Below are 23454 nucleotides of genomic sequence, written 5' to 3'. Positions count from 1 at the left end.
CTGCCGGGCACCTGCTCGGCAGCCTTAGAGAAAGAGTTGACATGGCTGCACCTACCATGACCCCCGAGCAGCGCGCCGCCGCGCTTGAGAAGGCCCGCGCCGTTCGCGCCCAGCGCTCCGAGATCACCCAGAAGCTCTCCATGGGCATCATGACCCCGGCGGAGGTCCTCGACAAGGTCGACGACCCGGTGATCGGCCGCATGAAGGTCAAGGCATTCGTGAGCGCCATCCCCGGCTTCGGCAAGGTGAAGACCGAGAAGCTCCTCGAGGAGCTCGGCATCCCGGCCGACCGCCGCATCCAGGGCCTCGGCTCCAACCAGATGAAGAACCTGCTCGAAGCGCTCTCCTAGATCCGACGCCCATACGTCGGCGGAAGCCGCCTCAAGGGGCGCGCATCGGATAAGATGCGCGCCCCTTTGCGTTTTCTCGCCGCCATTTTGGCAGAAATCTTCAGATATTTGTCGATTTGAGGGGGAAACCTCCTCCGCATGGATGCATAAGATAATGGTGAGGAAAACTGACCTGGTGTTTTGCCGAGCACGCCAAGAGCAGAAACCCAAAAAGACCCAAACAGCACTCCCCAGATGACAAATATCTGAAGATTTCTGCCAAAATTCCCCCTCTGAACCTGCAAGGAGTCCCGCTATGCCCCTGATTCACGTTGACACGCTCGACAACGCGCGGCTCGACGCCTACGCGCGGCTCACCGAGGCGCAGCTGCGCAGCCGCCTCGAGCCCGAGCGCGCGCTGTTCATCGCCGAGGGCGCCAAAGTAATCGAGCGCGCCTTCGAAGGAGGCATGGAGCCGTTGTCGCTGCTCATGGAGGAGAAGTGGCTGCACGCGACCGACGGCCTCATCGCGCGCATGGAGGCAGCCTGCCCCGATCTGCCCGTGTTCGTGGCGCCGCACGCGGCGCTCGAGGAGCTCACGGGCTTCGAGCTCACGCGCGGCGCGCTCGGCGCGTTCCGCCGCCCCGCGCTGCCGAGCGTGGAGGAGGTGGTGCGCGACGCGCGCCTCGTGGCGGTGCTCGAGAACATCACGAACCACACCAACGTGGGCGCCATCTTCCGCTCGGCGGCGGCGCTCGGCGTGGACGCCGTGCTCGTGAGCCCCACCTGCTACGACCCGCTGTACCGACGCGCCGTGCGCGTGTCGATGGGCACGGTGTTCCAGGTGCCCTGGACGCGCATCGGCGACGATGCAACGCCTGCGAAGGGGCGCCCCGGCCGCCCGAGCGCTGCCTGGGCAAGCGCGGGCATCCCGCTTCTGCGCGGGCTGGGGTTCACGGTGGCCGCCATGGCGCTTGAGGACGACTCGGTGCCGCTCGACGACGAGAAGCTCGCGCACGCCGAGAGGCTGGCGCTCGTGTTCGGCACCGAGGGCGACGGGCTCGCACCCTCCACCATCGCGCAGTGCGACTGCACCGTGCGCATCCCCATGGCGCACGGCGTCGACTCGCTCAACGTGGCGGCCGCCTCCGCCGTGGCGTTCTGGCAGTTCCGGAACTTGGCGGGGCTTCCGCGCTAGGCGGGCGCGAACGCGGGGCTGCGGGCGGGAGGCCGGGCGCGGGCGCGGGAGCGCCGCCAGCACGCGAGCGCAAGCGCCTGGGCACGCCGCCGCCAGCGCGCCCCTACTGGTCGATGTGCTCGCGCGGGTCGCGCAGGTCGTTCGACATCACGCGCACCTCGTCCCAGCCCATCTGCGCGAGCGCGTCAGCGGTGCGCCACGGCGGCGTGTTGCCGTCGAAGGGCGCGCAGTAGTTGAGCGCCTCGACGAGCGTGATGTTGTGCATGAGGTCGGCCATGGTGTCCACGTCGGGGATGGGCGGCAGGTAGAGCGCCGGCAGCCCGAGCGCGCGGGCCTTCCGGATGTAGGCGGGCAGCACCGTGAGGCCGTCGGGGTTGTAGAACACGCCTGAGTGGTCGAAGTCCGTCGCGCGCGTCCATCCGATCACCGACACGCCCATCTCCTGGTCAGGCGCGAGCACGATGCCGCCGCCGTCAACGCCGTCAAGCTTGTGCAGGGCCTCGAACCCGGCGAGCACGTCGTTCACGGTGAGCGCGGGCATGTCGGCACCCATCGACAGGATGCAGTCGGCACCGCGCTCCCACGCCTGCTCGAACGCGTGGTTGTAGTGCTCGTCGAAGCTCGCGCCCTCGTCGGCGATCATCACCAGCTCGCGCGGCCACTCCCCCGCGTCCGCGAACAGCTTGCGCATCACCTCCACGTTGCCGGCGGGCGTCGTGGAGATCACGAGCTCGTAGACGTCGCGCACGCCCTCCTCGCCGCGCGCCTCGGCCGCCGCGCATGCCGCCTCGGAGCGCTCCTCGAGCACGGAGAGCGCCGCACAGCAGATCTCCACCACGTCGAAGAGCATGCAGTGATACAGGGCGCTCGCCACCTCGGGCGCGAAGGCGCCGTCTTTCAACGTGGTCAGGCGCGTCTTCACCAGCCCGGCCTCCGGTACCTTGCTGAACAGCAGCAACGCGTTCTTTCGCTCTCTCACCTTCATGCTCCTTCGCGTCTCTCGCCTCGGTTTTCGTGCGGAGTCCATGCTAACACGCGCGCCGCGCCACACGGCGCGCGTGTTCCTGTAATAGAGGCTAATAGCAAGGCTTTCAAACCTTTTATGCTCAACTGGGAAGGAAGCGCCACCTGTGGTCAGCCTATCGCCCTTCGGCCGCGCGCATGCTGCCGGTTTCGCACGAGGCATAGCCCACAAGCAGAGGGCCCTGCGACTCGTCGTCGCAGGGCCCTCGTCGTCAGCGAAGACGGCCTGACAAGCGCGCTGCTTCATGAGCGCGGTCGGCCTGGCGAGCCCGCTACTTCATGAGCGCGGTCACGGCCTGGGCGAACGCGATGGGATCCTCCACGGGGAGGCCCTCCATGAGCATGGCCTGGTCGTAGAGGATGCCGGTGTAGGTCTTCACCTTGTCGTCGTCGCCCGCCACGTGCGCGGCCTTCAAGGTGCCGAACACCGGGTGCTTGGCGTTCACCTCGAGGATCACGTGCAGCTCGGGCGCCTCATCGCTGCCCACGGCGTTCTCCTTGAACATCTGGGCCATCTTGAGCGAGACCGCGCCCTCGGTGGTCAGCACCACCGGCGCGTCGGTCAGGCGCGTGGACACGACCACCTTCTCGACCTTGCCCTCAAGCGCCTTCTTCATCACGTCGAACAGCTCGGAGTTCTCCGTGGTGGCCTCCTCGGCCTCCTTCTTCTCCTCGTCGGTGGTCAGGCCCAAATCCTCGCCGCCGACGTTCTTGATCGTGAACACCTTCGGCTCGGCCTCGGCATCGCCCTCGGCGTCCATCGACACGATGTCCTTGTTGGAGTAGGAGCCCAGCGCCATCATGCAGAACTCGTCGACGTTCTGGTCGCACAGAAGCACGTCGTAGCCCTTCGCCAGAACCGTGGTCACGATGGGCATCTGCGCGAGGCGCTCGAGCGAGTCGCCCGCGGCGAAGAAGACGGACTCGGCGTCAGCCGGCGCCTGGCTGAGGTACTCGTCGAGCGTGATCATCTTCTTCTGCTTCGCCGAGTAGAACAGCAGAAGGTCGGCCAGCACGTCCTTGGCCATGCCGTAGCTCGAGTACACGCCGTACTTCATGGTGCGGCCGAACTCGCCGAAGAACTTCTCGTACGCCTCGCGGTCGTTGTCGCGCATGTCGGCCAGGTCGGACTTGACCTTCTTCTCGAGGCGGCGCGCGATAGCCTTGAGCTGGCCGTTGTGCTGCAGCGTCTCGCGCGAGATGTTCAGCGTGAGGTCAGCCGAGTCGACCACGCCGCGCATGAAGTTGAAGAAGTCAGGCACGAGCTCCTCGCACTTGTCCATAATGAGCACGCCCGAGCTGTACAACGCGAGGCCCTTCTTGTACTCCTTGGAGTACATGTCGTAGGGCGCGTGGCTCGGCACGAACATGAGCGCGTCGTAGGTCAGCGTGCCCTCGGCATGCAGCGAGATGGTGCGCGCCGGGTCCTCGAAGTCGTGGAAGTCGGTCTTGTAGAACTCGTTGTACTCGTCTTGGGAGACGTCGGCCTTCTTGCGCTTCCAGATGGGGATCATGGAGTTGATGGTCTCGATCGCCGTGTAGTTCTCGAACTCGGGCTTGTAGTCCTCGGGCGCGTCAGCCGGCTTCGGCTTCATGCGCGACTTCTCGAGCTCCATCTGGATGGGGTAGCGCACGTAGTTGCTGTAGCGCTTGATGAGGTCAGTCAGGCCGTACTCGCTGCAGTAGGTGTCGTAGCGCTCGTCGTCGGTGTTCTCCTTCAGAGACACGATGACGTCGGTGCCGTGCTCGGCGCGCTCGGCGGCCTCGATGGTGTAGCCCTCGATGCCGTCAGACTCCCAGGCCCAGGCCTCGTCGCTGCCGTAGGCGCGCGAGACGACGCGCACCTTCGAGCCCACCATGAAGGCGGAGTAGAAGCCCACGCCGAACTGCCCGATGATGTCGACGTCGGCCGTGGGCTCCTCGGCGTTGGCGGCCTTGAACTCGAGCGAGTCGGAGTGCGCGATGGTGCCGAGGTTCTTGTCGAGGTCGTCCTTGCTCATGCCGATGCCGTTGTCGGACACGGTGACGGTGCGCGCGTCGGCGTCGAACGCCACGCGGATGGCGAGGTCGGCGCGGTTGATCTCGACGCTCGAATCCGTGAGGCTCTTGAAGTAGAGCTTGTCGACCGCGTCGGACGCGTTCGAGATGAGCTCGCGCAGGAAGATCTCGCGGTTGGTGTAGATGGAGTTGATCATGAGGTCGAGCAGCTTCTTGCTCTCGGTTTTGAACTTGCGCATGGGCTTTGTCCTTCTTTCGCTTGCGGGTGGCTGAGGCGTTTTAGCAGTCACAGCCTTCGAGTGCTAAGAAGGAATTCTATAGCGCAGGAAATCTCTGTCAAGCATCATCAGATTTTCGCCATGTGCCGCCCTGCTTCGCAAGGGGCGGAAGGGCACCGTCCCCCTGCCGCCTGTTAAGCTTTTGTTACACGCGGCCGACCTGCACCTGCCATGCGCCCGCGCGCGCGTTAGAATACTCCGTTACAAAGAGTTGACCGATGAGTACGGGAGATGATCAACCGTGGAAAAGAAGGACATCGACTGGGGCAACCTCGGCTTCGGCTACCTGGAGACGAGCTACAGCTACGTGTGCAACTACAAGGACGGCGCGTGGGAGGAAGGCGGCCTGACCGCCGACCACAGCGTCACCATGAGCGAGTGCGCCGGCATCTTGCACTACTGCCAGGAGGTCTTCGAGGGCTTGAAAGCGTACACCACCGAAGAAGGGCGCATCGTGTGCTTCCGACCCGACCTGAACGCTGCGCGCATGGCCGACTCCGCCAAGCGCCTGGTCATGCCCGAGTTCCCGCAGGACAAGTTCGTCGAGGCCGTGAAGATGGTCGTCGAGGCGAACAAGGAGTGGGTCCCGCCCTTCGGCTCGGGCGCCACGCTGTACGTGCGCCCCTACATGTTCGCGACCGGCGTGGTCATCGGCGTGAAGCCGGCTGACGAGTACCAGTTCCGCATCCTGGTCACCCCGGTGGGCCCCTACTTCAAGGGCGGCAAGGAGGCCATCACCATCACCGTGGCCGACTACGACCGCGCCGCGCCGCACGGCACCGGCGACATCAAGGCGGGCCTCAACTACGCCATGAGCCTGCACCCCTACGAGGAGGCGCACAAGCGCGGCTACTCCGAGAACCTCTACCTCGACTCCGCCACGCGCACCTACGTGGAGGAGACCGGCGGCGCGAACGTGCTCTTCGTTGACAAGCAGGGCAGCCTCGTGGTGCCGCAGTCGCACACGAACTCCATCCTGCCCTCCATCACGCGCCGCTCGCTCGTCACGGTCGCCAAGGACATCTTGGGCATGGACGTCGTCGAGCGCCCCGTGAGGTTCGAGGAGGTCACCAACGGGGACTTCGTGGAGTGCGGCCTGTGCGGCACCGCGGCCGTCATCTCGCCGGTGGGCCACATCGAGGCCGAGGGCGTCGACGTCACGTTCGTCGACGGCGCCGAGAACGCCGGTCTCGTCATGAGCAAGCTGCGCCGCACCCTGACCGACATCCAGAGCGGTGCCATCGAGGGCCCCGAAGGCTGGATCGTCGAGATCTGCTAGCCGCGCGAGCGCGATCCTTCGCGCCTCCACTGGCATGAGGCTCGCCACTTGCGGCGAGCCTCATGCCAAACGCCGGCAAGCGCGCCAAGCGCGCAGGCGTTCCTGATCTCCCGCAGGCGGTGCGGCGCAGCTGCGTCGCACCGCCTGTCCGTTTGCTAGATTCCCAGCTCTTCGTAGAGTCCTTCAAGCAGGGAAGGGTCTTCCGCAACGCGCTTGAGGTCATCCAGGCGACCGTCGGCAAGCAGCCGCGAAACCATCTCGCCATAGCGCCTCTCCGTTTCGGTGCGCCCCTCGGCACGTCCTTCGGCACGTCCTTCAGCGCGCCCCTCTTCCAGACCCAGCGCACGGCCTTCGGCACGGCCCTCGGCAAGGCCTTCCTCGATGCCTATCGCAAGGCCCTCCTTGCGACCCTCCTCCAGACCCTCTTTGCGGTACACGCGCTTTGCCATGCGGACCTGCATGGCGGCGTCTTTTTCGACAGTCATGACTGAGAACACCTGTTCCACCCACCTTCGGTCTCGATTGGCCTCGCTTACCTTGCCGTCGATCATCCTAACCAGAGGATCAGCGCCGACAGCTCCCTCTCTCACGTATTTTAGCAGGCTCCGCAGGCGGCTGTCCTCAACGTCTTGGTAGGCCGCCGCGTTCAGCACGACCCAGTGCGACCCACACTCCGAAAGAAGCGACGGACGTTCCACGCACGCGCGCTCGAAGTCATAACGCGGCAGACCGTCTCCGTAGGGGTCGTCGGTGCAGATGAATATGATGAAGCTGTCAGGCAGGAGGTCGTAGTCCTCCCCCTTGCGCAAAAGCCCCACGTCGATGACGGACTGGTAGTAGCGAAAGCGCTTGTCAATGCACATGCGGCCATAAGCTTGCATCTCGACGTCGTAGACCGCCTCCTCGCCAACGAGGTAGGCGTCGAGCCGCACCCCGCGCCCGTCGATCGTGGGCTCGATGACCTGCTCGACGTTGTGGTACACAACCCTGCCCACCTCAACGCCGAGCACGACTTCCACCACCTCCCGGCACACGGCTTCGTCGGACATGACGCGATCGAACATGGGCGCGTCTGCGAACGTCAGATTCCTCGTCTCCATCCGGTCCTCCTGCCCCTCGTTACTGCCCTCACATTAACGTGGGTACACTATAACGTACTTTTGTACGAAAAGCAAACGTTTGTTTGTAAAATGACTGTATAGTTTGAGCTGAGCAAAGGAATCCGGAAAGTCTCGCGAATACCGATCAACCATTCGCACGAAATCGGTGGTTGACCGCTAATAGATTATGTCTTATATTGAAGAAGGTCTGAAACACGTAGGAGAGCGGTCGGCAGCAACCCCCCAGTTGCCGGCCGCTCTCCTGCGTCATAGGGCGAAAACGGCCGCGCCGCGCGTGCATGCGCATGCGCCCTCCTTCACGCGCGTGTCGCACAGCTCGCGCAACTGCCACGCCCGCTTGCAAAGTTGCGGTTAATGCTACGCTGAGCATGAAGGTTGGGCGTCTCGCGCAACCACCCGGTCTGCGTGCGCGCCCCCCTTCGCGAACACGCCGCGCGCCTCACGCAGCCACCCACCTGCCCACGTCTGGCCTGCGTGCGCCCCTTCACGCGAATGAGCGCATTGATTCGCGAGTTCACGCTAACTTATCTTTAGTGCTTTATTCCCTATGGAATTCCGTATATAATTCGTTGCAAACGAACCCTCTGGGGAAACGAGGCGCCATGAACCCTGCCCTTGCCGAGCTGCCCGTCATCCGACCCATCACCGACCTGCGCACGCAGCTCAACAGCGTGTGCGAGCAGGCAACCGAGACATGGAAGCCCGTGGTGCTCACCAAGAACGGCGTGCCCTCCTACGTCCTGATGGACAGCGCCGCGTACGAGGCCGCCGAGCGCAACAACCGCCGCTACCTCGCCCTGCGCGAAGCGGAGATCGAGGAGCGCTACCGCCCGCAGACCATGTCCAAGGAGGAGTCGGACGCCAAGATGCGCGAGATCTTCGCGCTGTGGGGCATCGACTATGCTTGACCTTGCCTGGCGCCCGCGCGCCCACCTCGACCGCGAGTCCATCGCCATCTTCCTGGCCGTCGAGCGCAGCTCGCCGCAGGCCGCCCTCGCCGCCATGCAAAGCATCGACGCCGCGCTTGACATGGCGCGCCGCTTCCCCGACGCAGGCGGGCACTTCCACCACGACAACCTCGAGCACGAGTACCGCACCGCGCTGGCGAACCCCTACACCGTCTTCTATCGCTTCGACGAATCCACGCTCACGGTGTACCGCATCCTCCACCAGCGCCAAGACCTGGACGCCTACTCCCTCGTCGAGTTCTGACGCGTCGTCGCGCAGGACATCCTGCCACAAGAAATCCCGCACGAGGCGTCTCAACAGGGCGCAGGGCGGGGGCGCAAGGCGGGGCGCAGGGCGGCTCTTCCTGACCCTTTCCATGCTAGACTCAGTCCACTAGTTTATGCTAGACTTAGTCCATTAGTTATTTGAAGCAAGCCAATCGGAGACTAAGGACAGCCTTATGGACTACGCCGCCTACTACCGCAAAGCCGAGGGGGACTACCCCGCCTACTACGCCGCCATCGCCCAGGCCCAGGGGCGCGACCCGCAGGCGACCGCCCGCACGCGCGACGCGAACGGCACCATCCCCGAGGAGGCCCGCCCGCTGCTCTACAACGTGTCCGCCGAGATCAAGAACACGTTCCACGAGCACGGCGCCCCCCTGCCGCCGCTGCTGGAGGGCTGCACCGTGCTCGACCTGTGCTGCGGCAGCGGCCGCGACACCTACCTGGCCGCCCAGCTGGCAGGCCCGCAGGGCAAGGTCATCGGCGTCGAGCCGGTGGCCGCGCGCCTCGCCGTCGCGCAGAAGTACCTCGCGCAGGAGATCAAGCAGTTCGGCTACGACGAGTGCAACGTCGAGCTGGTCAACGCCGCTCCCGAGGACCTGTCGTTCGTCGCCGACGAGTCGGTCGACGTGGTCATCTCCAACTGCACGTTCAACCTGTCGCCGGACAAGGAGCGCTACATCGCCGAGGTCAAGCGCGTGCTGAAGGACGGCGGCGAGTGGTACTTCACCGACGTGTTCTGCGACCGCCGCATCCCGCAGGCGACGTCCGACCAGGTGGAGAACGTCGCCATGCGCCTGGGCGGCGCCCTGTTCATCGAGGACTTCCGCCGCATGGCGCAAGCCGCCGGCTTCCACGACCCGCGCTACCTCATGACGTGGCAGACGCCCGTCTCGCCCGACGAGGCCGCCGTCTACCCCGGCATCGCGTTCGCCACCATCACGAGCCGCCTCGTCAACTCCGAGCTCACGTCCGACCACTGCGAGGACTACGGCGAGGAGATCACCTACGACGGCTCGCTGCCCGGCTATCCTGAGTTCTTCCTGTACGACAAGGACATCAAGTTCCCCGCCGGGAAGGCATGCCACGTGTGCGACAACGTGTCGGTGCTGCCGCTCGCCACGCGCTACGCGAAGGTCATCAGCGTCACCGGCTCGCGCGACGTGCACTACGGCGACATCCACGGCGACCACATCATCAAGTGCGCGCCCGACTTCGACGGCGTGGTGGACGAGGACGACCAGCCCATCCAGGCCAGCTGCTGCTAGCGAAGGCGCCGAAGGGAAGGGCCGAAGGGGGGCCTGGAAGAGGGCGCCGGAAGAGGGCGCTCAGGAGCAGCCGACACCCCGCCCCTCCCCCGGCGTTCGAGGCGCCCGCCAGAGCAGGCGGGCGCCTCGAACGCTATAATGCTCCAAGCAACTTACGACGAGGAGACTGAACTCTCAATGGAACCCATCAGATTCATGGTCGTCAGCGGATTTCTGGGCGCTGGCAAGACCACCACGATGATCGCCCTGGCCGAGCACATGAACCGCACCTACGGCGAGACGGCCATCATCGCCAACGACCTGGGCGCGAACCTGGTCGACACCAACCTCACGCAGACGAGCGGCTGCACCGTGGCCGAGATCGCGTCAGGCTGCATCTGCTACCAGATGGACAACACCATCGACCAGATCAGGCGCCTGCGCGACAAAGACGGCGCCGTGTTCGTGATGAGTGACATCCCCGGCTGCGGCGTGGGCGCGCTCGACCACGTGTACCACACGCTCGCCGACGCGCATGCCGACGAGTTCGTGCTGTCGCCGTTCACGGTGATCGTCGACCCCGAGCGCCTGCGCATGATCATGCCCGAGAAGGCCGACATCAACCTGCCCGAGGAGCTCGTCTACCTGCTGAAGCTCCAGCTGGAGGAAGCCGACCTCGTGGTGCTCAACAAGTGTGACCTGCTCACCGACGAGGACATCGCGCGCTACGTGGACTTCCTCACAACCGCCGTGCCCGACATCCCCGTGCTCACCATCTCCGCGCGCGAGAAGACGGGCATCGAGGAGCTGGCGAGCTACATCACCACGCACGCCACCGAGCTCAAGAACTTCTCCGTGCGCAACAACCACGAGTTCGAGCAGGCCGAGGCGAAGCTCACCTGGTACAACCGCCGCGTGTTCTTCAAGACGAACTCCGGCGGGAAGATCGACATGAACGCCGTGGTGGACGACCTCATCGAGGAGATCCGCATGGGGCTCATCGAGCGCAAGCGCAACGTGCCGCACCTCAAGACGTTCGCCACCTCGGGCAACGGCGACTTCAACAAGGCGTCGCTCATCGGCGTGGACTACGACACCGAGTACGAGCAGGAGTTTCTGCGCGACCACAAGAACATGCGCATGATCATCAACGCGCGCGCCGTGTGCGAGTCGCGCCCGATGGCGCGCATCGTCGACGACGCCGTAGACGAGATCTGCGACCGCTACGACCTCGACTGCCAGGTGTTCTTCACCGAGTGCTTCGGCATGGCCGACGAGGGGCGCTAGGGCGCGAAGTTAAGGGCAAGCATCCCCGCCGCCGCCCAGGTGCCTGGCGCCAGCTCGGGCGACGGCGGGGCGTAAGAGACGAGCTGGAGCTGACTATGACCGAAGAACCGAACGCAGGAGGCGCGCAGGGCGCCGAAGAGTCGCCCGCCGAGGAGGCACAGGGCACGGGCACCGCGCGAGCTGCAGAAGGCGCGCAGGGCGCCGGGCGCGACGTGGCGCATGCGTCGCTCGTGCCCTCGCTCGACGCCTCCCAGATCCCCGACGCGGAGCTCTCCATCCACGACCAGGTGCGCGAGTACTACGGGCGCATCCTGGCCGGCTCCGACGACCTCAAGACCAACGCGTGCTGCTGCACCACCGACGCGCCGCCGAAGTACGTGCTCGACGTGATGCCCGAGATCGCCGACGAGATCATGGAGCGCTTCTACGGCTGCGGCAGCCCCATCCCGCCCGCGCTCGAGGGCTGCACGGTGGTCGACCTGGGCTGCGGCGTGGGCCGCGACGTGTACATCCTGTCGAAGCTCGTGGGCGAGACGGGTCGCGTGATCGGCGTGGACATGACGCCCGCCCAGCTCGACGTGGCGCGCGCCTACCAAGACGAGCAGGCCGCGCGCTTCGGCTTCACGCGCTCCAACGTGGAGTTCAAGTGCGGCTACATCGAGGACCTCGCCGAGCTCGGCATCGAGGACGGCACGGTCGACCTGGTGGTGTCCAACTGCGTCATCAACCTCACGCCGTTCAAGGAGCAGGTGTTCTCCGAGATCTACCGCGTGCTCAAGCCCGGCGGCGAGCTGTACTTCTCCGACGTGTTCTGCGACCGCCGCATGCCGCCCGAGCTGCGCGACGACCCCGTCCTGCGCGGCGAGTGCCTGGGCGGCGCCATCTACCTCGACGACTTCCGCCGCATGATGGCACGCCAGGGCTGGGCGAGCTACCTCTACACCGTGATCGACGACATCCACGTGAGCGACCTGGCCCTCGAGACGAAGCTCGGCTTCATGGGCTTCACCTCGCGCACCGTGCGCGCCATCAAGGCCACCGGCCTCGAGGACGCCCACGAGAGCTACGGGCAGACCGCGCGCTACAAGGGCACCATCCCCGAGATGCCGCGCTACTTCGACCTCACCGACGAGATCCGCCTCATCAAGGGGCGCGACGTGGCCATCAGCGGGAACATGGCCGAGATGATCGCCCAGTCGCGCTACGGGGCGCACTTCGACATCCGCCCGCGCGGGGCGCACCGCGGCGCGTTCGACTTCCAGCGCGCCCAGGACGCCGTGGCCGCGCGGCGCGGCAAGAAGGCCGTCGACCTCGCGTACGTGGACGAGGCGCTCGCGCGCATCGGCGAGCCGAGTTTCGAGGAGCGCGTCAACTCCCCGCAGGTGCTCACCGCGCCCGCCGCGCCCGCGCTCACCACCATGCAGGTCAACATCACGTACGCCTGCAACCTGGCGTGCCGCCACTGCTACCTGGAATGCTCGCCGAAGAACGACGAGGCCATGAGCCGCGAGACGCTGCAGGCGTGCCTCGACGCGTTTGACGCCGGCGGCTTCCAAATCATGGACATCACCGGCGGCTCGCCCGAGCTGCACCCCGACTTCAGCTGGTTTCTGGCCGAGTCGGCCCGGCGCGCGCAGGCCGCGGGCGGGCACGTCATCGTGCGCTCGAACCTCACGCTGCTCGACCAGGCCGAATACGCGCACTTCATCGACGAGTACGCCGCCGCGGGCGCGCACGTGACGGCCTCCATCCCCTACTACAGCCCCGAGACGGCCGACGCCCAGCGCGGCCGCGGCGTGTTCGAGCGCGCCATGCGCGTGATCCGTCAGCTCAACGAGCGCGGCTACGGCTCCGCCGAAGGCGGGCTGCCGCTCGACCTGGTGTACAACGTGAGCGGCCCCTTCCTGCCGCCCCCGCAGGACATGCTGGCCGACCTGTACCGCGAGGAGCTCGCGCGCCGCGAGGACATCGCGTTCAACGACCTGTTCGCGTTCAACAACTACCCGCTCGGCCGCTTCGCGCACGACCTGCTCGACGCCAACCTGTTCGACGCCTACCTCAAGCTCCTGGTGGAGAACTTCAACGCGCTCGCGGTGCAGCGCATGATGTGCCGCAGCCAGGTGAACGTCGACGTGGACGGCCGCCTGTACGACTGCGAGGTGAACCACGTGCTCGGGCTGCCCATCCAGCTGCCCGTCGATGCGGGCGCACCCGACGGCGCGACGCGCGACGCACGCGTGGAGGACCTGGCGGCAGGCGGGCTGCCCGAGCGCTCGCTGCGCACGCACCCCGTGTGCTACAGCTGCTCGGCCGGCTTCGGCAGCAGCTGCGGCGGCTCGCTCGTGCACGAGTACAACGCCGAGTAGCTAAAGCCCCGCGAACGATCTGAGACCTACACCAGCGCCCTGAGCGAGGTGGCCACGCGCCGGCGCATGCGCAGGGCGCTTCTGCCCGCACGGCGACGCATGCGCGCGGTGCCCTCGCTCCCCTGCAGAGACGCCGCCACGGTGGCCGCCACCACGACGGCCGCGCCGAGCATGCCCGTGCCGCCGAGCGTCTCGCCGAGCACCGCGGCGGAGACGGCCGCGGTGAACACCGGCTCGGAGCACAGGATGGCCGAGACGATCGTCGGCGGCACGCGCGTGAGCGCCACGTTCTGCAGGGCCATGGGAAGGCAGGTGCCGACGCAGGCGAGGAGCAGGATCGCCGCGGTGCTGCGCGCGGGCATCTCCGCGAGCGCGGGGAGCGGCTCGGCTGCCGCGGCAGCCGCCAGCGAGGCCGCGAACGTGACGGCCATCTGCGCAGCCGCCAGCGCCAAGGGGTCGACCTCGCGCGCGCCGTTTCGAGTGAACACCAGCATCAGGGCGAACGACGCCGAGCTCACCAGCCCGAGCACCTCCCCCGCGCCGAACCGCGCGCCACCCCCGCCGCAGCACAGCAGGTAGAGCCCCGCCACGGCGACCACCTGGAGGAGCACCGTCGACCTCTCGTAGCGCTCGCCTGCGAGCACGAGCGCGAAGAGCGGCGCGAACAGCATGGGCAGCGACACGAAGAAGCCCGCGCTCGTCGCGGTCGTGAGGTCGACCGCGAGGCTGCAGGCGAGGTACGTGCCCGCCATGGCCAAGCCCGACGGGAGCCACGCCGAGACGCGCGCCTGGCGCAGCGACCTCAGGACGCGCGGCCCGGCCACGATCATGAGCACCGCGAGGGCGATGCCGAACCGAAGCGCCATGCACCACAGCGGCGTTATCCCCTCGTACGCGACCTTCATCACCACGTTCCCCGCCCCGTAGATCGCGGCCTCCGCGACCACGAGGGCGATGTAGCGCCCGTTTCCTCCAAGCACCTGAGCAGCCTCCTTTTCCTTCCGCACGGTTTCAGTTTCCCAACAAGGCCCCCACATGATAGGAAACTTTCGAACAAAATAAAATCTTGAGTATTTTATAGATGTACAAGAATTTCCTATATCTTGTGACAGCATGGTGCAACAACGCGAACGACGGCGAGCCACGGCGCGGCGAACCACGGCGCGACGTGCCGCGTGGCGCGGCACCGCGCAACGCGACGGCACGACGTGCCGCGCGGCACGACGGCGCGAACCACAACGAGCCACGGCAAGCCAAGACGAAGCGAAGCGAGGCGATGCGCGATGGACCAGAAGTACGAGGCGTTCATGAAGGCCGCCGAGACGGGGAGCTTCAAGGGCGCCGCCGACCTCCTCGGGTACACCCAGGCAGGCATCAGCTACCTGATCTCGTCCCTCGAGAAGGAGATGGGGACGACCCTGTTCCTGCGCGACCACGCCGGCGCGCGCCTCACCGTCGACGGCCAGACGCTCCTCCCCTGGATCCAGGACGTCTACAACAGCGAGCTCGCCCTGCGGTCGAAGCTCGGGGAGATGCGCGACCTCGAGACGGGAACCGTGCGCATCGCCGCCTCGGCCAGCGTGTCCATCCACTGGCTGCCCGGGATCTTCGAGCAGTTCATGGCCCGCTACCCGCGCATCAAGCTGGAGGTCGCGTGCTTCGAGGACCAGGAGGACATGGAGGGCCGCGTGCGCGCCGGGGAGTACGACTGCTGCTTTCTGATCGAGCCCTCGCGGCGCGGCTTCTTCACGATACCGCTCATGCTCGACCCGCTCTACGTCGTGGTGCCGCCGAGCCACCCGCTCGCGCGCGAGCGGCGCTTCCCCTCCGAGGCGCTCGCGCGCGAGCCCTACGTCAAGGTGCGCAACGACTCCTACACCGAGATCGACGCCCTGTTCGAGCGCCACGGCGTGACCCCGCGCACGCGCCTTGAGATGGACAACGACTTCGCCGTGATGGGCATGGTGGCGAAAGGCCTCGGCTACGGCGTGTTTCCCCAGCTCATCCTGAAGGATAACCCCTTTGACCTCGCGCTTCTGGAGCCCGAGTTCCCCTCGCCGCGCACGATAGCGCTCGCCGTCCGCGCCTACGCGAAGGCGTCGTTCGCCACGCGCGCGTTCGTGGAGGCCACCCGCCGCTGGATCGGCGACATGGGAAGCCCCCTCGACAACCTCGCCCGCAAGCGCCTTGCGCCCCTGCCGGACCGCGACGGCCTGGATGCGCTCGCGCAGGCCGCCGCCACGTCGTAGGGCCCGCGCATGTTCGGCATCGTGACGGCGCACCTCTCGAAGGTGAGCGAGGAGGAGAAGGCCCGCTACCACGCGGTGTACTGCGGGCTGTGCCGCGCGCTCAAGGAGCGCTACGGGCAGGCAAGCCGCGCCGTGCTCACCTACGACCTCACCTTCTACATCCTGCTGGCGAACTCGCTCCACGAGCCGCCCGAGGAGCGCGGCGAGGAGCACTGCGTCACGCACCCCGTGAGGAAGATGCCCTACGCGCGCTCGACCTGGACCGACTACGCCGCCGACCTCGCCGTGGCCCTCGCCTACCACAAGTGCCTCGACGATGTGCGCGACGAGGGCGCGCCCCGCGCCCGCGCCGCCGCCGCGCTGCTCTCGGGCGCCTACGCGAAGGCGCGTGCGCGCATCCCCGCGCAATGCGCGGCCATCGAGCGCTCGATGGCCGAGATCGCGCGCATCGAGGCCGCAGGCGCGGCGGGCAGCTCGCCCGACGCAGCCGCCGCCATGCCGGACTCCGCGCCGAGCCTCGCACCCGCCTTCGCGTCGGGCCCCGCGCCGGACTCCGCGCCGGACTCCGCGCCGGGCCTCGCTCCCGCCTTCGCGCCCGACGCGGCCGCCGCTGCGTTCGGCGCCCTGCTCGGCGAGCTCTTCGCGCACGGTCAGGGCACCTGGGCCGACCCCATGCGCACGCTCGGCGACGAGCTCGGCCGCTTCATCTACCTCATGGACGCCGCCGTCGACTACGCCGACGACGCGCGCACCGGCTCGTACAACCCGCTCGTGCTTCTGGGGATGCCGCCGGAAAATATGAAGACTTTGCTCTCCGTGCTCATCGGCAACGCCGCCGCCACCTTCGAGAAGTTACCCTTAGTGCAGGACATACACCTCATGCGCAGCGTCATGTACGCGGGCGTCTGGCAGAAGTTCAACGAGACCTACGGCGGCGAGGGCACAAGCGAGGGCGCGGACACAACCGAGGGCGCAAGCGCAGCCGCAGCCGCAAGCACAGCCGCAAGCGCAGCCGCCAGCGCAGGCATGCGCGCGCATGAGGACGCAGCCGAGAAAGAGCACCATGACTGAGAACCCCTACGACATACTGGGAGTTTCCCGCGACGCTTCGATGGACGAGGTGAAGAGGGCGTACCGCAAGAAGGCGCGCGAGAACCACCCCGACCTCAACCCCGGCGACCCCGACGCGGCCGCGCGCATGAACAAGGTCAACGAGGCGTACGACCGCATCACCAACCCCGAGAAGTACGCCAAGGAGGACGCCCGCCGGCGCGCCGCCTCAGGCGGGGCGCCCTACGCGCCGGGCTACGGCTACGGCAGCCCCTTCGGCGGCGCGGGCACCGGCGCGGGCGGCTCCGGCGGCCCCTACGGCGGCGCAGGCCAGGGCGCGGGCCCGGGCGCCGGCGGCTACGACTGGGTGGAGGTCAGCTGGGAGGACCTCTTCGGCGGCGCGAACCCCTGGGCGCAGGCGGGTGCGGGCGGCACCATCCACCCCGAGGCGTCCGCCGCCGACACCGCCGAGGTACGCCAGGCCGTCAGCTACATCAACGCGGGCAGCTTCGCCGCGGCGCTCGGCATCCTCAACAACATCACCTCGGCGAACCGCAACGCGCGCTGGCACTACCTGAGCGCGCTCGCGAACAACGGCGCGGGCAACACCGTGGCCGCGCTCGAGAACATCCGCCGCGCGCGCAACCTGGACCCGGGCAACGCCGACTACGCGCGCGCCGAGCAGACGTTCACGCGCCGCGCCCAGGTCTACGAGCAGGAGAGCACCACGCGCGGCTTCTCCACGGGCTTCATCGACCCCAGCATGCTGTGCTGCTGCCTCTGCTTCGGCCCCACCCTCTGCCAACCCTTCCTGTTCTGCCTCTGAGCCTGCCCCTGAAGCCCAACCCGAACCTTCGAGAAAGCGAGTACGTCCATGGCCGTCATCGGAATCGATCTTGGAACCACTAACAGCTGCGTCGCGGCGGTGCAGGGCGGCCAGCCCGAAGTCATCGCGAACGCCGAAGGCGAGCGCACCACGCCCTCCGTCATCGCCTTCTCCAAGGACGGCGAGCGCCTCGTGGGCACGGTCGCGCAGCGCCAGGCGGCCATGAACCCCCACCGCACCATCACCTCGGTCAAGCGACGCATGGGCACTGACTGGCGCGCGGACGTCGACGGCAGGGCGTTCTCCCCGCAGGAGCTCTCCGCCATGATCCTGCGCAAGCTGCGCAAGGACGCCGAAAGCTACCTGGGGCAGCCCGTCACCGACGCCGTGATCACCGTGCCCGCCTACTTCAACGACATGCAGCGCCAGGCCACCAAGGACGCCGGCACCATCGCGGGCCTCAACGTGCTGCGCATCATCAACGAGCCCACGGCCGCCGCGCTCGCCTACGGGCTCGACCACGGCGACCCGCAGATGGTCATGGTGTACGACCTCGGCGGCGGCACGTTCGACGTGTCCATCATCGAGATCGGTGACAACGTGATCGAGGTGCTCGCCACCGCCGGCAACAACCACCTCGGCGGCGACGACTTCGACGCGCGCCTCGCCGAGCACCTGATGGACGCCTTCCGGCGCCAAACCGGCTTCGACGTGCGCCGCGACCCGATGGCCGCCCAGCGCGTGCGCGAGGCCGCGCAGAGCGCCAAGCGCGAGCTGTCGTCTTTGGAGTCCACCACGGTGAGCCTGCCCTTCCTCGCGCAGGGGCCCGCCGGGCCGCTGCACCTGGAGCAGACGATCACGCGCGCCGCGTTCGACCAGCTCACGCGCGATCTGGTGGAGGCCACCGCAGGGCCTGTGACCCAGGCGCTCGCCGACGCGGGCATCGCCGCGAGCGAGCTGGGCAGCGTGCTTCTGGTGGGCGGCTCCACGCGCATCCCCGCCGTGCAGGAGCACGTGCAGCGCCTCACCGGCAAGCGCCCGTCGAGCAGCGTGAACCCCGACGAGTGCGTGGCGCAGGGCGCCGCCGTCCAAGGCGCCACGCTCGCGAACGCGCAGAGCGGCCTCGTGCCCCGCGGCGGCGAGCTGCTGCTGCTCGACGTGGTGCCCATGTCGTTCGCCATCGAGACGGTCGGCGGCGTGGCCACGCGCGTCATCGACCGCAACACCACCCTGCCCATCCACTACGAGCAGGTGTTCACCACCGCCGCGTCCTTCCAGACGAAGGTAGAGGTGCACGTGCTACAGGGCGAGCGCCCCATGGCGCGCGACAACAAGACCATCGGGAAGTTCCAGCTCAAGGGCATCAAGCGCGCGCCGGCGGGCGTACCGCAGATCAACGTAAGCTTCGACATCGACGCCAACGGCATCCTCACCGTGTCGGCCCGCGACCTCGGCACCGGCAACGAGCAGTCGATCACCATCACCGACTCCGAGCGCATGTCCGACGAGGAGATCCAGGCCGCCATCCGCGACGCCGAGCTCTACGCCGCCGAGGACCAGGCCCGCCGCGACTCCTTCGCGCAGCGCGAGCAGGCCCAGCAGCTCTACGGCCAGGCGGAGCAGGTGCTCAAGGACCGCGGCCGCGAGCTGGGCAAGGACGAGAAGAAGGAGCTCAAGTCCGCCCACGCCGCCCTCGGGCGCCTGCTTCTGAAGAAGCCCGAGAAGATGAGGGACGACGACTGGGCGGAGATGGAGAAGGCCAGCGCCCGCCTGAGGGACCTGCTCGCCAAGCTGTAGGCGCCCGCGCGGCCTGCGGGCGGCCCGCCGCAGGCCGCCCGCCGCAAGCAAACCGCCCGCGCAGGCCGCCCTGCGCAAGCAAACCGCCCGCTGGCTGCCCGGCAGAACGCGCCGAAGCACGCGGACCGAAACGCGAACAGGGGAAGCGCCCGCCCGCCAGGCGCTTCCCCTTTTTCGTGCTTTATTTTATCTCCAAATAGGAATATAATCTCGCTCAGTATATTAGCCCCTTATGAAAATATTCTAGGGAGAGATTATATGAGCCGCCCCGGCGAACCTCGCACGCTCGCCTCGCCCGAAGCAAGCACCCCGCCCCCCTCAAGCGCCGCCGCGCGCCCGGCGCCCAGCGTCTCGGCGCGGCGCGCCCACCTCATCATCGCGGGGCTCGCCGTGTTCATGGTGCTCGCCGCGGGCGTGTCGCTCATGCTCGGGCGCTATCCCATCGAGCCCGCCCAGGCGCTCGCCATGCTCGCGAACCAGATCCCCGGCGTCACGCTCGAGCCCACCTGGACCTCGCAGCAGGCGACGCTGTTCTTCAACGTGCGCTTGCCGCGCATCATGCTCGCGCTCATGGTGGGCTGCTGCCTGGCCACCGCGGGCGCAGCCTTCCAGGGCACCTTCCAGAACCCGCTCGTCTCGCCCGACATCCTCGGCGCCTCCCAGGGTGCCGCCTTCGGCGCCGCCATCGCCATCCTCGCCGGCCAGGCGGCCTTCGGCGTGTCGGTGTCGGCCTTCGGCTTCTCCATCCTCACCGTGATGCTCGTGCTCCTCGTGTCAAGCCGCGCGAAGGGCAACCGCATCCTCGTCACCGTGCTCGCCGGCACCATGATCAGCTCGCTGTTCTCGGCGGGCGTGTCGTTCACCAAGCTCGTGGCCGACCCCACCGACGACCTGCCCGCCATCACCTACTGGCTCATGGGAAGCCTCACCGGCGCGAAGATGTCCGACATCGCCGTCGCTGCCATCCCCATGACGGTCGGCATGGCGGTGCTGTTCGCCCTGCGCTGGCGCATCAACATCCTCACCATGGGCGACGACGAGGCGTCCACCATGGGCATCGACGCCCGCCGGCTGCGCCTCGCCATCATCCTGGCCGCCACCATGGCCACCGCCTCCAGCGTGGCCATCTCGGGCATGATCGGCTGGGTGGGACTCGTAGTGCCGCACCTGTGCCGCATGATGGTGGGCAGCGACTACCGCCGCCTCATCCCCGCGAGCATGCTGTTCGGCGCGAGCTTCCTGCTCGTGGTGGACAACATCGCGCGCCTCACGGCCACCTCCGAGATCCCCATCGGCATCCTCACGGCGTTCGTGGGAGCGCCTTTCTTCCTGTACCTCATCACGCGCAAGAAGAAGGTGTAGCGCATGAGCATCGAGATCACCAGCTTGTCGTTCTCCTACGGGCAGCGCGAGGTGCTGCGCGACGTGAACGTCAGCATCCCCGACGGTACGCTCGTGAACGTGCTCGGGCCCAACGGCGTGGGCAAGTCGACGCTGTTCCGCTGCATCCTGGGGCTGAACGCGCGCTACGAGGGCGTCATACGCGTCAACGGGAAGGACATGCGCACGCTGTCCGTGAAGCAGCGCGCCCGCGAGATCTCCTACATCCCCCAGAGCCACGCGCCGGTCTACGACTACGAGGTGCTCGACGTGGTGCTCATGAGCACCGGCGCCGACCTGGGCATGATGCGCTCCCCCGGCCCGCGCCACGTGGAGCGCGCCTACGCGGCGCTCGAGCGCGTCGGGATCGCGCACCTGGCGCACCGCACCTACACGCAGATCTCCGGCGGCGAGCAGCAGCTCGTGCTCATCGCGCGCGCCATCGCGCAGGAGGCCCGCACCATCATCATGGACGAGCCCACGAGCGCGCTCGACTACGGCAACACCGTGCGCGTGCTCTCGTGCGTGCGCCAGCTCGCGCGCGAGGGGCTCTCCATCGTCCAGTCAACGCATCAGCCTGACCAGGCGTTCCTCTACTCCGACAAGACGCTCGTCATCGACGCCGGCACCGTGCGCGCCTACGGCGACCCGCGTGACGTCATCACGCGCGAGCTGGTGAGCGCGCTGTACGGCGTCGACGTCGAAGTCAACTCACTCTACGGCGATAAGGTGCGCGTCTGCGTGCCTGTGAAGGAGATCGCGCGGTGAGGGCAGCCCGACCCGGGCAGGACGGCCTGCCGGGGGCGGCGCTAAGTCCCCCGTCGTCAAACCGACGAAAGGAAGGAAGAACCGTGACCACCACAACCAAGAAGAGGACGAGGCTCATAGCGACCTGCGCCGCCGCGGCGCTCGCCGCGAGCTTGGCGCTCGTCCTCGCCGGATGCGCGTCGAGCGCCGCACCCGCGTCATCCGCCAGCTCGGCTGCCGGCTCGGCCGCCGCCGAGGCGCAGACCCGCACGTTCACCGACTCGGCGGGCCGCACCGTCGAGCTGCCGGCGACCATCGAGCGCATCGCGCCGTCGGGCCACACCGCCAACCAGGTGCTGCTCACCATGGCGCCCGAGAAGATGGTGGGCCTCTCCCAGGACCTCACCCCCGAGCAGGCGAAGTACTTCAACATCGACCCGGCCAACATGCCCGTGTTCGGCGCGGCGTTCGGCGCGAAGGGCGACATCAACAAGGAGGCCGTGGCCGCTGCCGACCCGCAGGTCATCATCGACACCGGCGAGTACAAGGACGGCCTGAAGGAGGACCTCGACACCCTGCAGGAGCAGCTCGGCATTCCCTGCGTGTTCATCGAGACCAAGCTCGAGGACTACGGCGCCGCCTACGAGGACCTCGGCGAGCTGCTCGGCATGGAGGAGCGCGGGCGCGAGCTGTCCGACTACTGCAGGGCCGCCTATGACGAGACGACCTCCGTCATGGCCACCATCCCCGAGTCCGAGCGCGCCAACATCGCCTACCTGCTCGGCGACGCGGGCCTGAACGCCATCGCCGCGAACTCCTACCAGGGCGGCGTCATCGACCTGTGCGCCAACAACCTGTTCAAGCCCGAGAAGGCCACGGGCAGCGGCGGGGGCCAGGAGGTCAGCCTCGAGCAGATCGCCCTGTGGAACCCCGAGCTCATCGTGTTCCAGAAGGGCAGCATCTACGACACTGTGGGCGATAACCCCGCGTGGGACGGCATCGCCGCCATCGACAGCGGCAACTACTACGAGGTGCCGGGCAGCCCCTACTGCTGGCTCAACAACCCGCCGACCGTGAACCAGGTCATGGGCATGCAGTGGCTGCCGCGCCTGCTCTACCCCGACAAGTTCGACACCTCCATCGAGGACGTGGCGAAGAGCTACTACCACACCTTCTACGGCTACGACCTGAGCGACGAAGAGGTGGCCGAGCTCACCGAGAACGCGCTTCCGAAGGCCGCCTAGCATCACCTCAGCATGCTGATTTGAGCCTTCCTGAGCGCATGCGAGAAGGCTTCTGACGGCGCATGTCACCCCGGGCCCCAGTCTGAGTCATCAGACTGGGGCCCTTGCTTCGCCCGAGGGGCGCGCGAAAACGCGGAAAAGTTCTGACCTGGGGTTTTGCAAGTGAGGATTAGGAAAATCGACCCTCAGGGTTGATGCTTGACCCGCAAAACAACCCCCAGAATCATTGACCACAAAAACCTCATACCATACCCTGCGCGTTGGATGTTTCTGACGTACGGGCGCACAGGTGACTTCTGACGCGCTCCTGCCTCAAAACACAGTCCCGATGAGAGAATCGTGGAAGGAGGGTGCGCGCAGTCGTTTCTTCTCGCTGCTGTGCAGTCCTGCGCAGGGTGCGATCCGCCGTTGGGGAACGGCGAATCGTAGTCGCAAAGGAGCTCGGCCATCCCTATAAACCGAGCTTCTTTGCGATTCCTGATGACATGCCGCAGCTTTGTCTTGCTACTGCGTTGGGGATGAGATCTTCTTTACTCGCTTTGCCCGCATTCCCTTAGCTCAGTCATAAGCGGCAAAGTACCTATTTTTCGTATAGGGGGTATTAATGGACAAAAAAGAGTTTACCGTTTCTGAGGTCATTGACTCTATCGGTATCAGCTCTCATACGTGGGTCATCTTCGTGATCCTCGCATTCGCAATGATCTTCGACGGTTATGACTTCATGATCGTCAACTCCACCAACCTGTTCGTGGCCCACACCTTCTGGCCCGACAACCCGAACCCCGGCACCCTCATGGGCTCGC

At 66.9% G+C, this 23454-nt stretch carries 19 protein-coding genes and 1 pseudogene; 16 read left to right on the top strand and 4 right to left on the bottom strand.

The window, feature by feature from the left end; all coding sequences use genetic code 11:
* Positions 1-41: 41 nt before the first annotated feature.
* Positions 42-350 (top strand): integration host factor, actinobacterial type, encoded by a 309-nt coding sequence (mihF, locus tag G7Y50_RS08885; protein WP_165055879.1) that lies wholly within the window; start codon positions 42-44, stop codon positions 348-350.
* Between the two features lie 295 nt (positions 351-645).
* Positions 646-1527, top strand: coding sequence for an RNA methyltransferase (locus tag G7Y50_RS08880; RefSeq protein WP_165055845.1), 882 nt, complete (start codon positions 646-648; stop codon positions 1525-1527).
* Between the two features lie 103 nt (positions 1528-1630).
* On the opposite strand, the gene G7Y50_RS08875 is transcribed toward G7Y50_RS08880, so the two are convergent.
* Together G7Y50_RS08875 and htpG are read right to left on the bottom strand one after the other, a co-directional pair.
* Positions 1631-2506 (bottom strand): DUF2064 domain-containing protein, encoded by an 876-nt coding sequence (locus tag G7Y50_RS08875; protein WP_165055841.1) that lies wholly within the window; start codon positions 2504-2506, stop codon positions 1631-1633.
* 316 nt (positions 2507-2822) lie between these two features.
* Entirely contained in the window at positions 2823-4787 is a 1965-nt protein-coding gene (htpG, locus tag G7Y50_RS08870) for a molecular chaperone HtpG (RefSeq protein ID WP_165055839.1), read from the bottom strand.
* 280 nt (positions 4788-5067) lie between these two features.
* Here htpG and G7Y50_RS08865 point away from each other — a divergent pair, with 280 nt between their 5' ends.
* Positions 5068-6105: a branched-chain amino acid aminotransferase gene (locus G7Y50_RS08865; RefSeq protein WP_165055836.1), complete on the top strand. Its 1038-nt coding sequence runs from the start codon at positions 5068-5070 to the stop codon at positions 6103-6105.
* A gap of 155 nt (positions 6106-6260) precedes the next feature.
* Here G7Y50_RS08865 and G7Y50_RS08860 read toward each other — a convergent pair whose 3' ends face one another.
* Positions 6261-7205, bottom strand: a complete 945-nt coding sequence (locus G7Y50_RS08860; protein WP_165055832.1) for a hypothetical protein — start codon at positions 7203-7205, stop codon at positions 6261-6263.
* Between the two features lie 623 nt (positions 7206-7828).
* Between G7Y50_RS08860 and G7Y50_RS08855 the strand changes: the two genes are divergently transcribed.
* From G7Y50_RS08855 to arsS, 5 genes are all read left to right on the top strand, one after another.
* A complete protein-coding gene (locus G7Y50_RS08855; RefSeq protein WP_165055829.1) occupies positions 7829-8134 on the top strand; it encodes a type II toxin-antitoxin system Phd/YefM family antitoxin in 306 nt (101 codons plus the stop codon).
* Positions 8127-8438, top strand: a complete 312-nt coding sequence (locus tag G7Y50_RS08850; RefSeq protein WP_165055827.1) for a type II toxin-antitoxin system RelE/ParE family toxin — start codon at positions 8127-8129, stop codon at positions 8436-8438. The genes G7Y50_RS08855 and G7Y50_RS08850 overlap by 8 nt, the downstream gene beginning before the upstream one ends.
* A gap of 196 nt (positions 8439-8634) precedes the next feature.
* Positions 8635-9726 carry a methyltransferase domain-containing protein gene (locus G7Y50_RS08845; RefSeq protein ID WP_165055825.1) on the top strand — a complete coding sequence of 364 codons (1092 nt, stop codon included), beginning with the start codon at positions 8635-8637 and terminating at the stop codon, positions 9724-9726.
* Between the two features lie 177 nt (positions 9727-9903).
* Positions 9904-10992: a GTP-binding protein gene (locus G7Y50_RS08840; protein WP_165055823.1), complete on the top strand. Its 1089-nt coding sequence runs from the start codon at positions 9904-9906 to the stop codon at positions 10990-10992.
* Positions 10993-11087: 95 nt separating this feature from the next.
* Positions 11088-13358 (top strand): arsenosugar biosynthesis radical SAM (seleno)protein ArsS, encoded by a 2271-nt coding sequence (gene arsS / locus G7Y50_RS08835; protein ID WP_165055821.1) that lies wholly within the window; start codon positions 11088-11090, stop codon positions 13356-13358.
* 26 nt (positions 13359-13384) lie between these two features.
* Here the strand turns inward: arsS and G7Y50_RS08830 are convergent, their stop codons facing one another.
* Complete coding sequence (locus G7Y50_RS08830; RefSeq protein WP_241156537.1) at positions 13385-14338, bottom strand: DMT family transporter; 954 nt, start codon at positions 14336-14338, stop codon at positions 13385-13387.
* 303 nt (positions 14339-14641) lie between these two features.
* Between G7Y50_RS08830 and G7Y50_RS08825 the strand changes: the two genes are divergently transcribed.
* The 8 genes and pseudogenes from G7Y50_RS08825 to G7Y50_RS08790 all read left to right on the top strand — a co-directional run.
* A complete protein-coding gene (locus tag G7Y50_RS08825; RefSeq protein ID WP_165055817.1) occupies positions 14642-15607 on the top strand; it encodes a LysR family transcriptional regulator in 966 nt (321 codons plus the stop codon).
* A gap of 9 nt (positions 15608-15616) precedes the next feature.
* The gene (locus G7Y50_RS08820; protein ID WP_206214816.1) at positions 15617-16678 is read left to right on the top strand and encodes a DUF5685 family protein; all 1062 of its coding nucleotides are present in this window, start codon (positions 15617-15619) and stop codon (positions 16676-16678) included.
* Positions 16671-17483 (top strand): J domain-containing protein, encoded by an 813-nt coding sequence (locus G7Y50_RS08815; protein ID WP_165055815.1) that lies wholly within the window; start codon positions 16671-16673, stop codon positions 17481-17483. Before G7Y50_RS08820 ends, G7Y50_RS08815 begins: the two co-directional genes overlap by 8 nt.
* Before the next feature lie 48 nt (positions 17484-17531).
* The gene (gene dnaK / locus G7Y50_RS08810; RefSeq protein WP_165055813.1) at positions 17532-19280 is read left to right on the top strand and encodes a molecular chaperone DnaK; all 1749 of its coding nucleotides are present in this window, start codon (positions 17532-17534) and stop codon (positions 19278-19280) included.
* A 258-nt stretch (positions 19281-19538) separates the two neighbouring features.
* Positions 19539-20642 (top strand): iron ABC transporter permease, encoded by a 1104-nt coding sequence (locus G7Y50_RS08805; RefSeq protein WP_165055811.1) that lies wholly within the window; start codon positions 19539-19541, stop codon positions 20640-20642.
* A gap of 3 nt (positions 20643-20645) precedes the next feature.
* Entirely contained in the window at positions 20646-21428 is a 783-nt protein-coding gene (locus G7Y50_RS08800) for an ABC transporter ATP-binding protein (protein ID WP_165055809.1), read from the top strand.
* A gap of 83 nt (positions 21429-21511) precedes the next feature.
* Entirely contained in the window at positions 21512-22651 is a 1140-nt protein-coding gene (locus G7Y50_RS08795) for an ABC transporter substrate-binding protein (RefSeq protein WP_165055807.1), read from the top strand.
* Between the two features lie 604 nt (positions 22652-23255).
* Positions 23256-23454: pseudogene (locus G7Y50_RS08790) on the top strand (MFS transporter); the annotation flags it as partial.

The sequence above is a fragment of the Adlercreutzia sp. ZJ176 genome, assembly GCF_011038975.1.
GTDB lineage: Bacteria > Actinomycetota > Coriobacteriia > Coriobacteriales > Eggerthellaceae > CAAEEV01.
The sequence above is the reverse complement of the archived record's forward strand: the minus strand, read 5'-3'. Positions and strand labels throughout refer to the sequence as shown.

Coding starts and splice junctions, on each gene's coding strand:
- mihF (WP_165055879.1), top strand. CDS start 42: ATGGCTGCACCTACCATGACCCCCGAGCAGCGCGCCGCCGCGCTTGAG.
- G7Y50_RS08880 (WP_165055845.1), top strand. CDS start 646: ATGCCCCTGATTCACGTTGACACGCTCGACAACGCGCGGCTCGACGCC.
- htpG (WP_165055839.1), bottom strand. CDS start 4,787: ATGCGCAAGTTCAAAACCGAGAGCAAGAAGCTGCTCGACCTCATGATC.
- G7Y50_RS08860 (WP_165055832.1), bottom strand. CDS start 7,205: ATGGAGACGAGGAATCTGACGTTCGCAGACGCGCCCATGTTCGATCGC.
- G7Y50_RS08855 (WP_165055829.1), top strand. CDS start 7,829: ATGAACCCTGCCCTTGCCGAGCTGCCCGTCATCCGACCCATCACCGAC.
- G7Y50_RS08850 (WP_165055827.1), top strand. CDS start 8,127: ATGCTTGACCTTGCCTGGCGCCCGCGCGCCCACCTCGACCGCGAGTCC.
- G7Y50_RS08845 (WP_165055825.1), top strand. CDS start 8,635: ATGGACTACGCCGCCTACTACCGCAAAGCCGAGGGGGACTACCCCGCC.
- G7Y50_RS08840 (WP_165055823.1), top strand. CDS start 9,904: ATGGAACCCATCAGATTCATGGTCGTCAGCGGATTTCTGGGCGCTGGC.
- arsS (WP_165055821.1), top strand. CDS start 11,088: ATGACCGAAGAACCGAACGCAGGAGGCGCGCAGGGCGCCGAAGAGTCG.
- G7Y50_RS08825 (WP_165055817.1), top strand. CDS start 14,642: ATGGACCAGAAGTACGAGGCGTTCATGAAGGCCGCCGAGACGGGGAGC.
- G7Y50_RS08820 (WP_206214816.1), top strand. CDS start 15,617: ATGTTCGGCATCGTGACGGCGCACCTCTCGAAGGTGAGCGAGGAGGAG.
- G7Y50_RS08815 (WP_165055815.1), top strand. CDS start 16,671: ATGACTGAGAACCCCTACGACATACTGGGAGTTTCCCGCGACGCTTCG.
- dnaK (WP_165055813.1), top strand. CDS start 17,532: ATGGCCGTCATCGGAATCGATCTTGGAACCACTAACAGCTGCGTCGCG.
- G7Y50_RS08805 (WP_165055811.1), top strand. CDS start 19,539: ATGAGCCGCCCCGGCGAACCTCGCACGCTCGCCTCGCCCGAAGCAAGC.
- G7Y50_RS08800 (WP_165055809.1), top strand. CDS start 20,646: ATGAGCATCGAGATCACCAGCTTGTCGTTCTCCTACGGGCAGCGCGAG.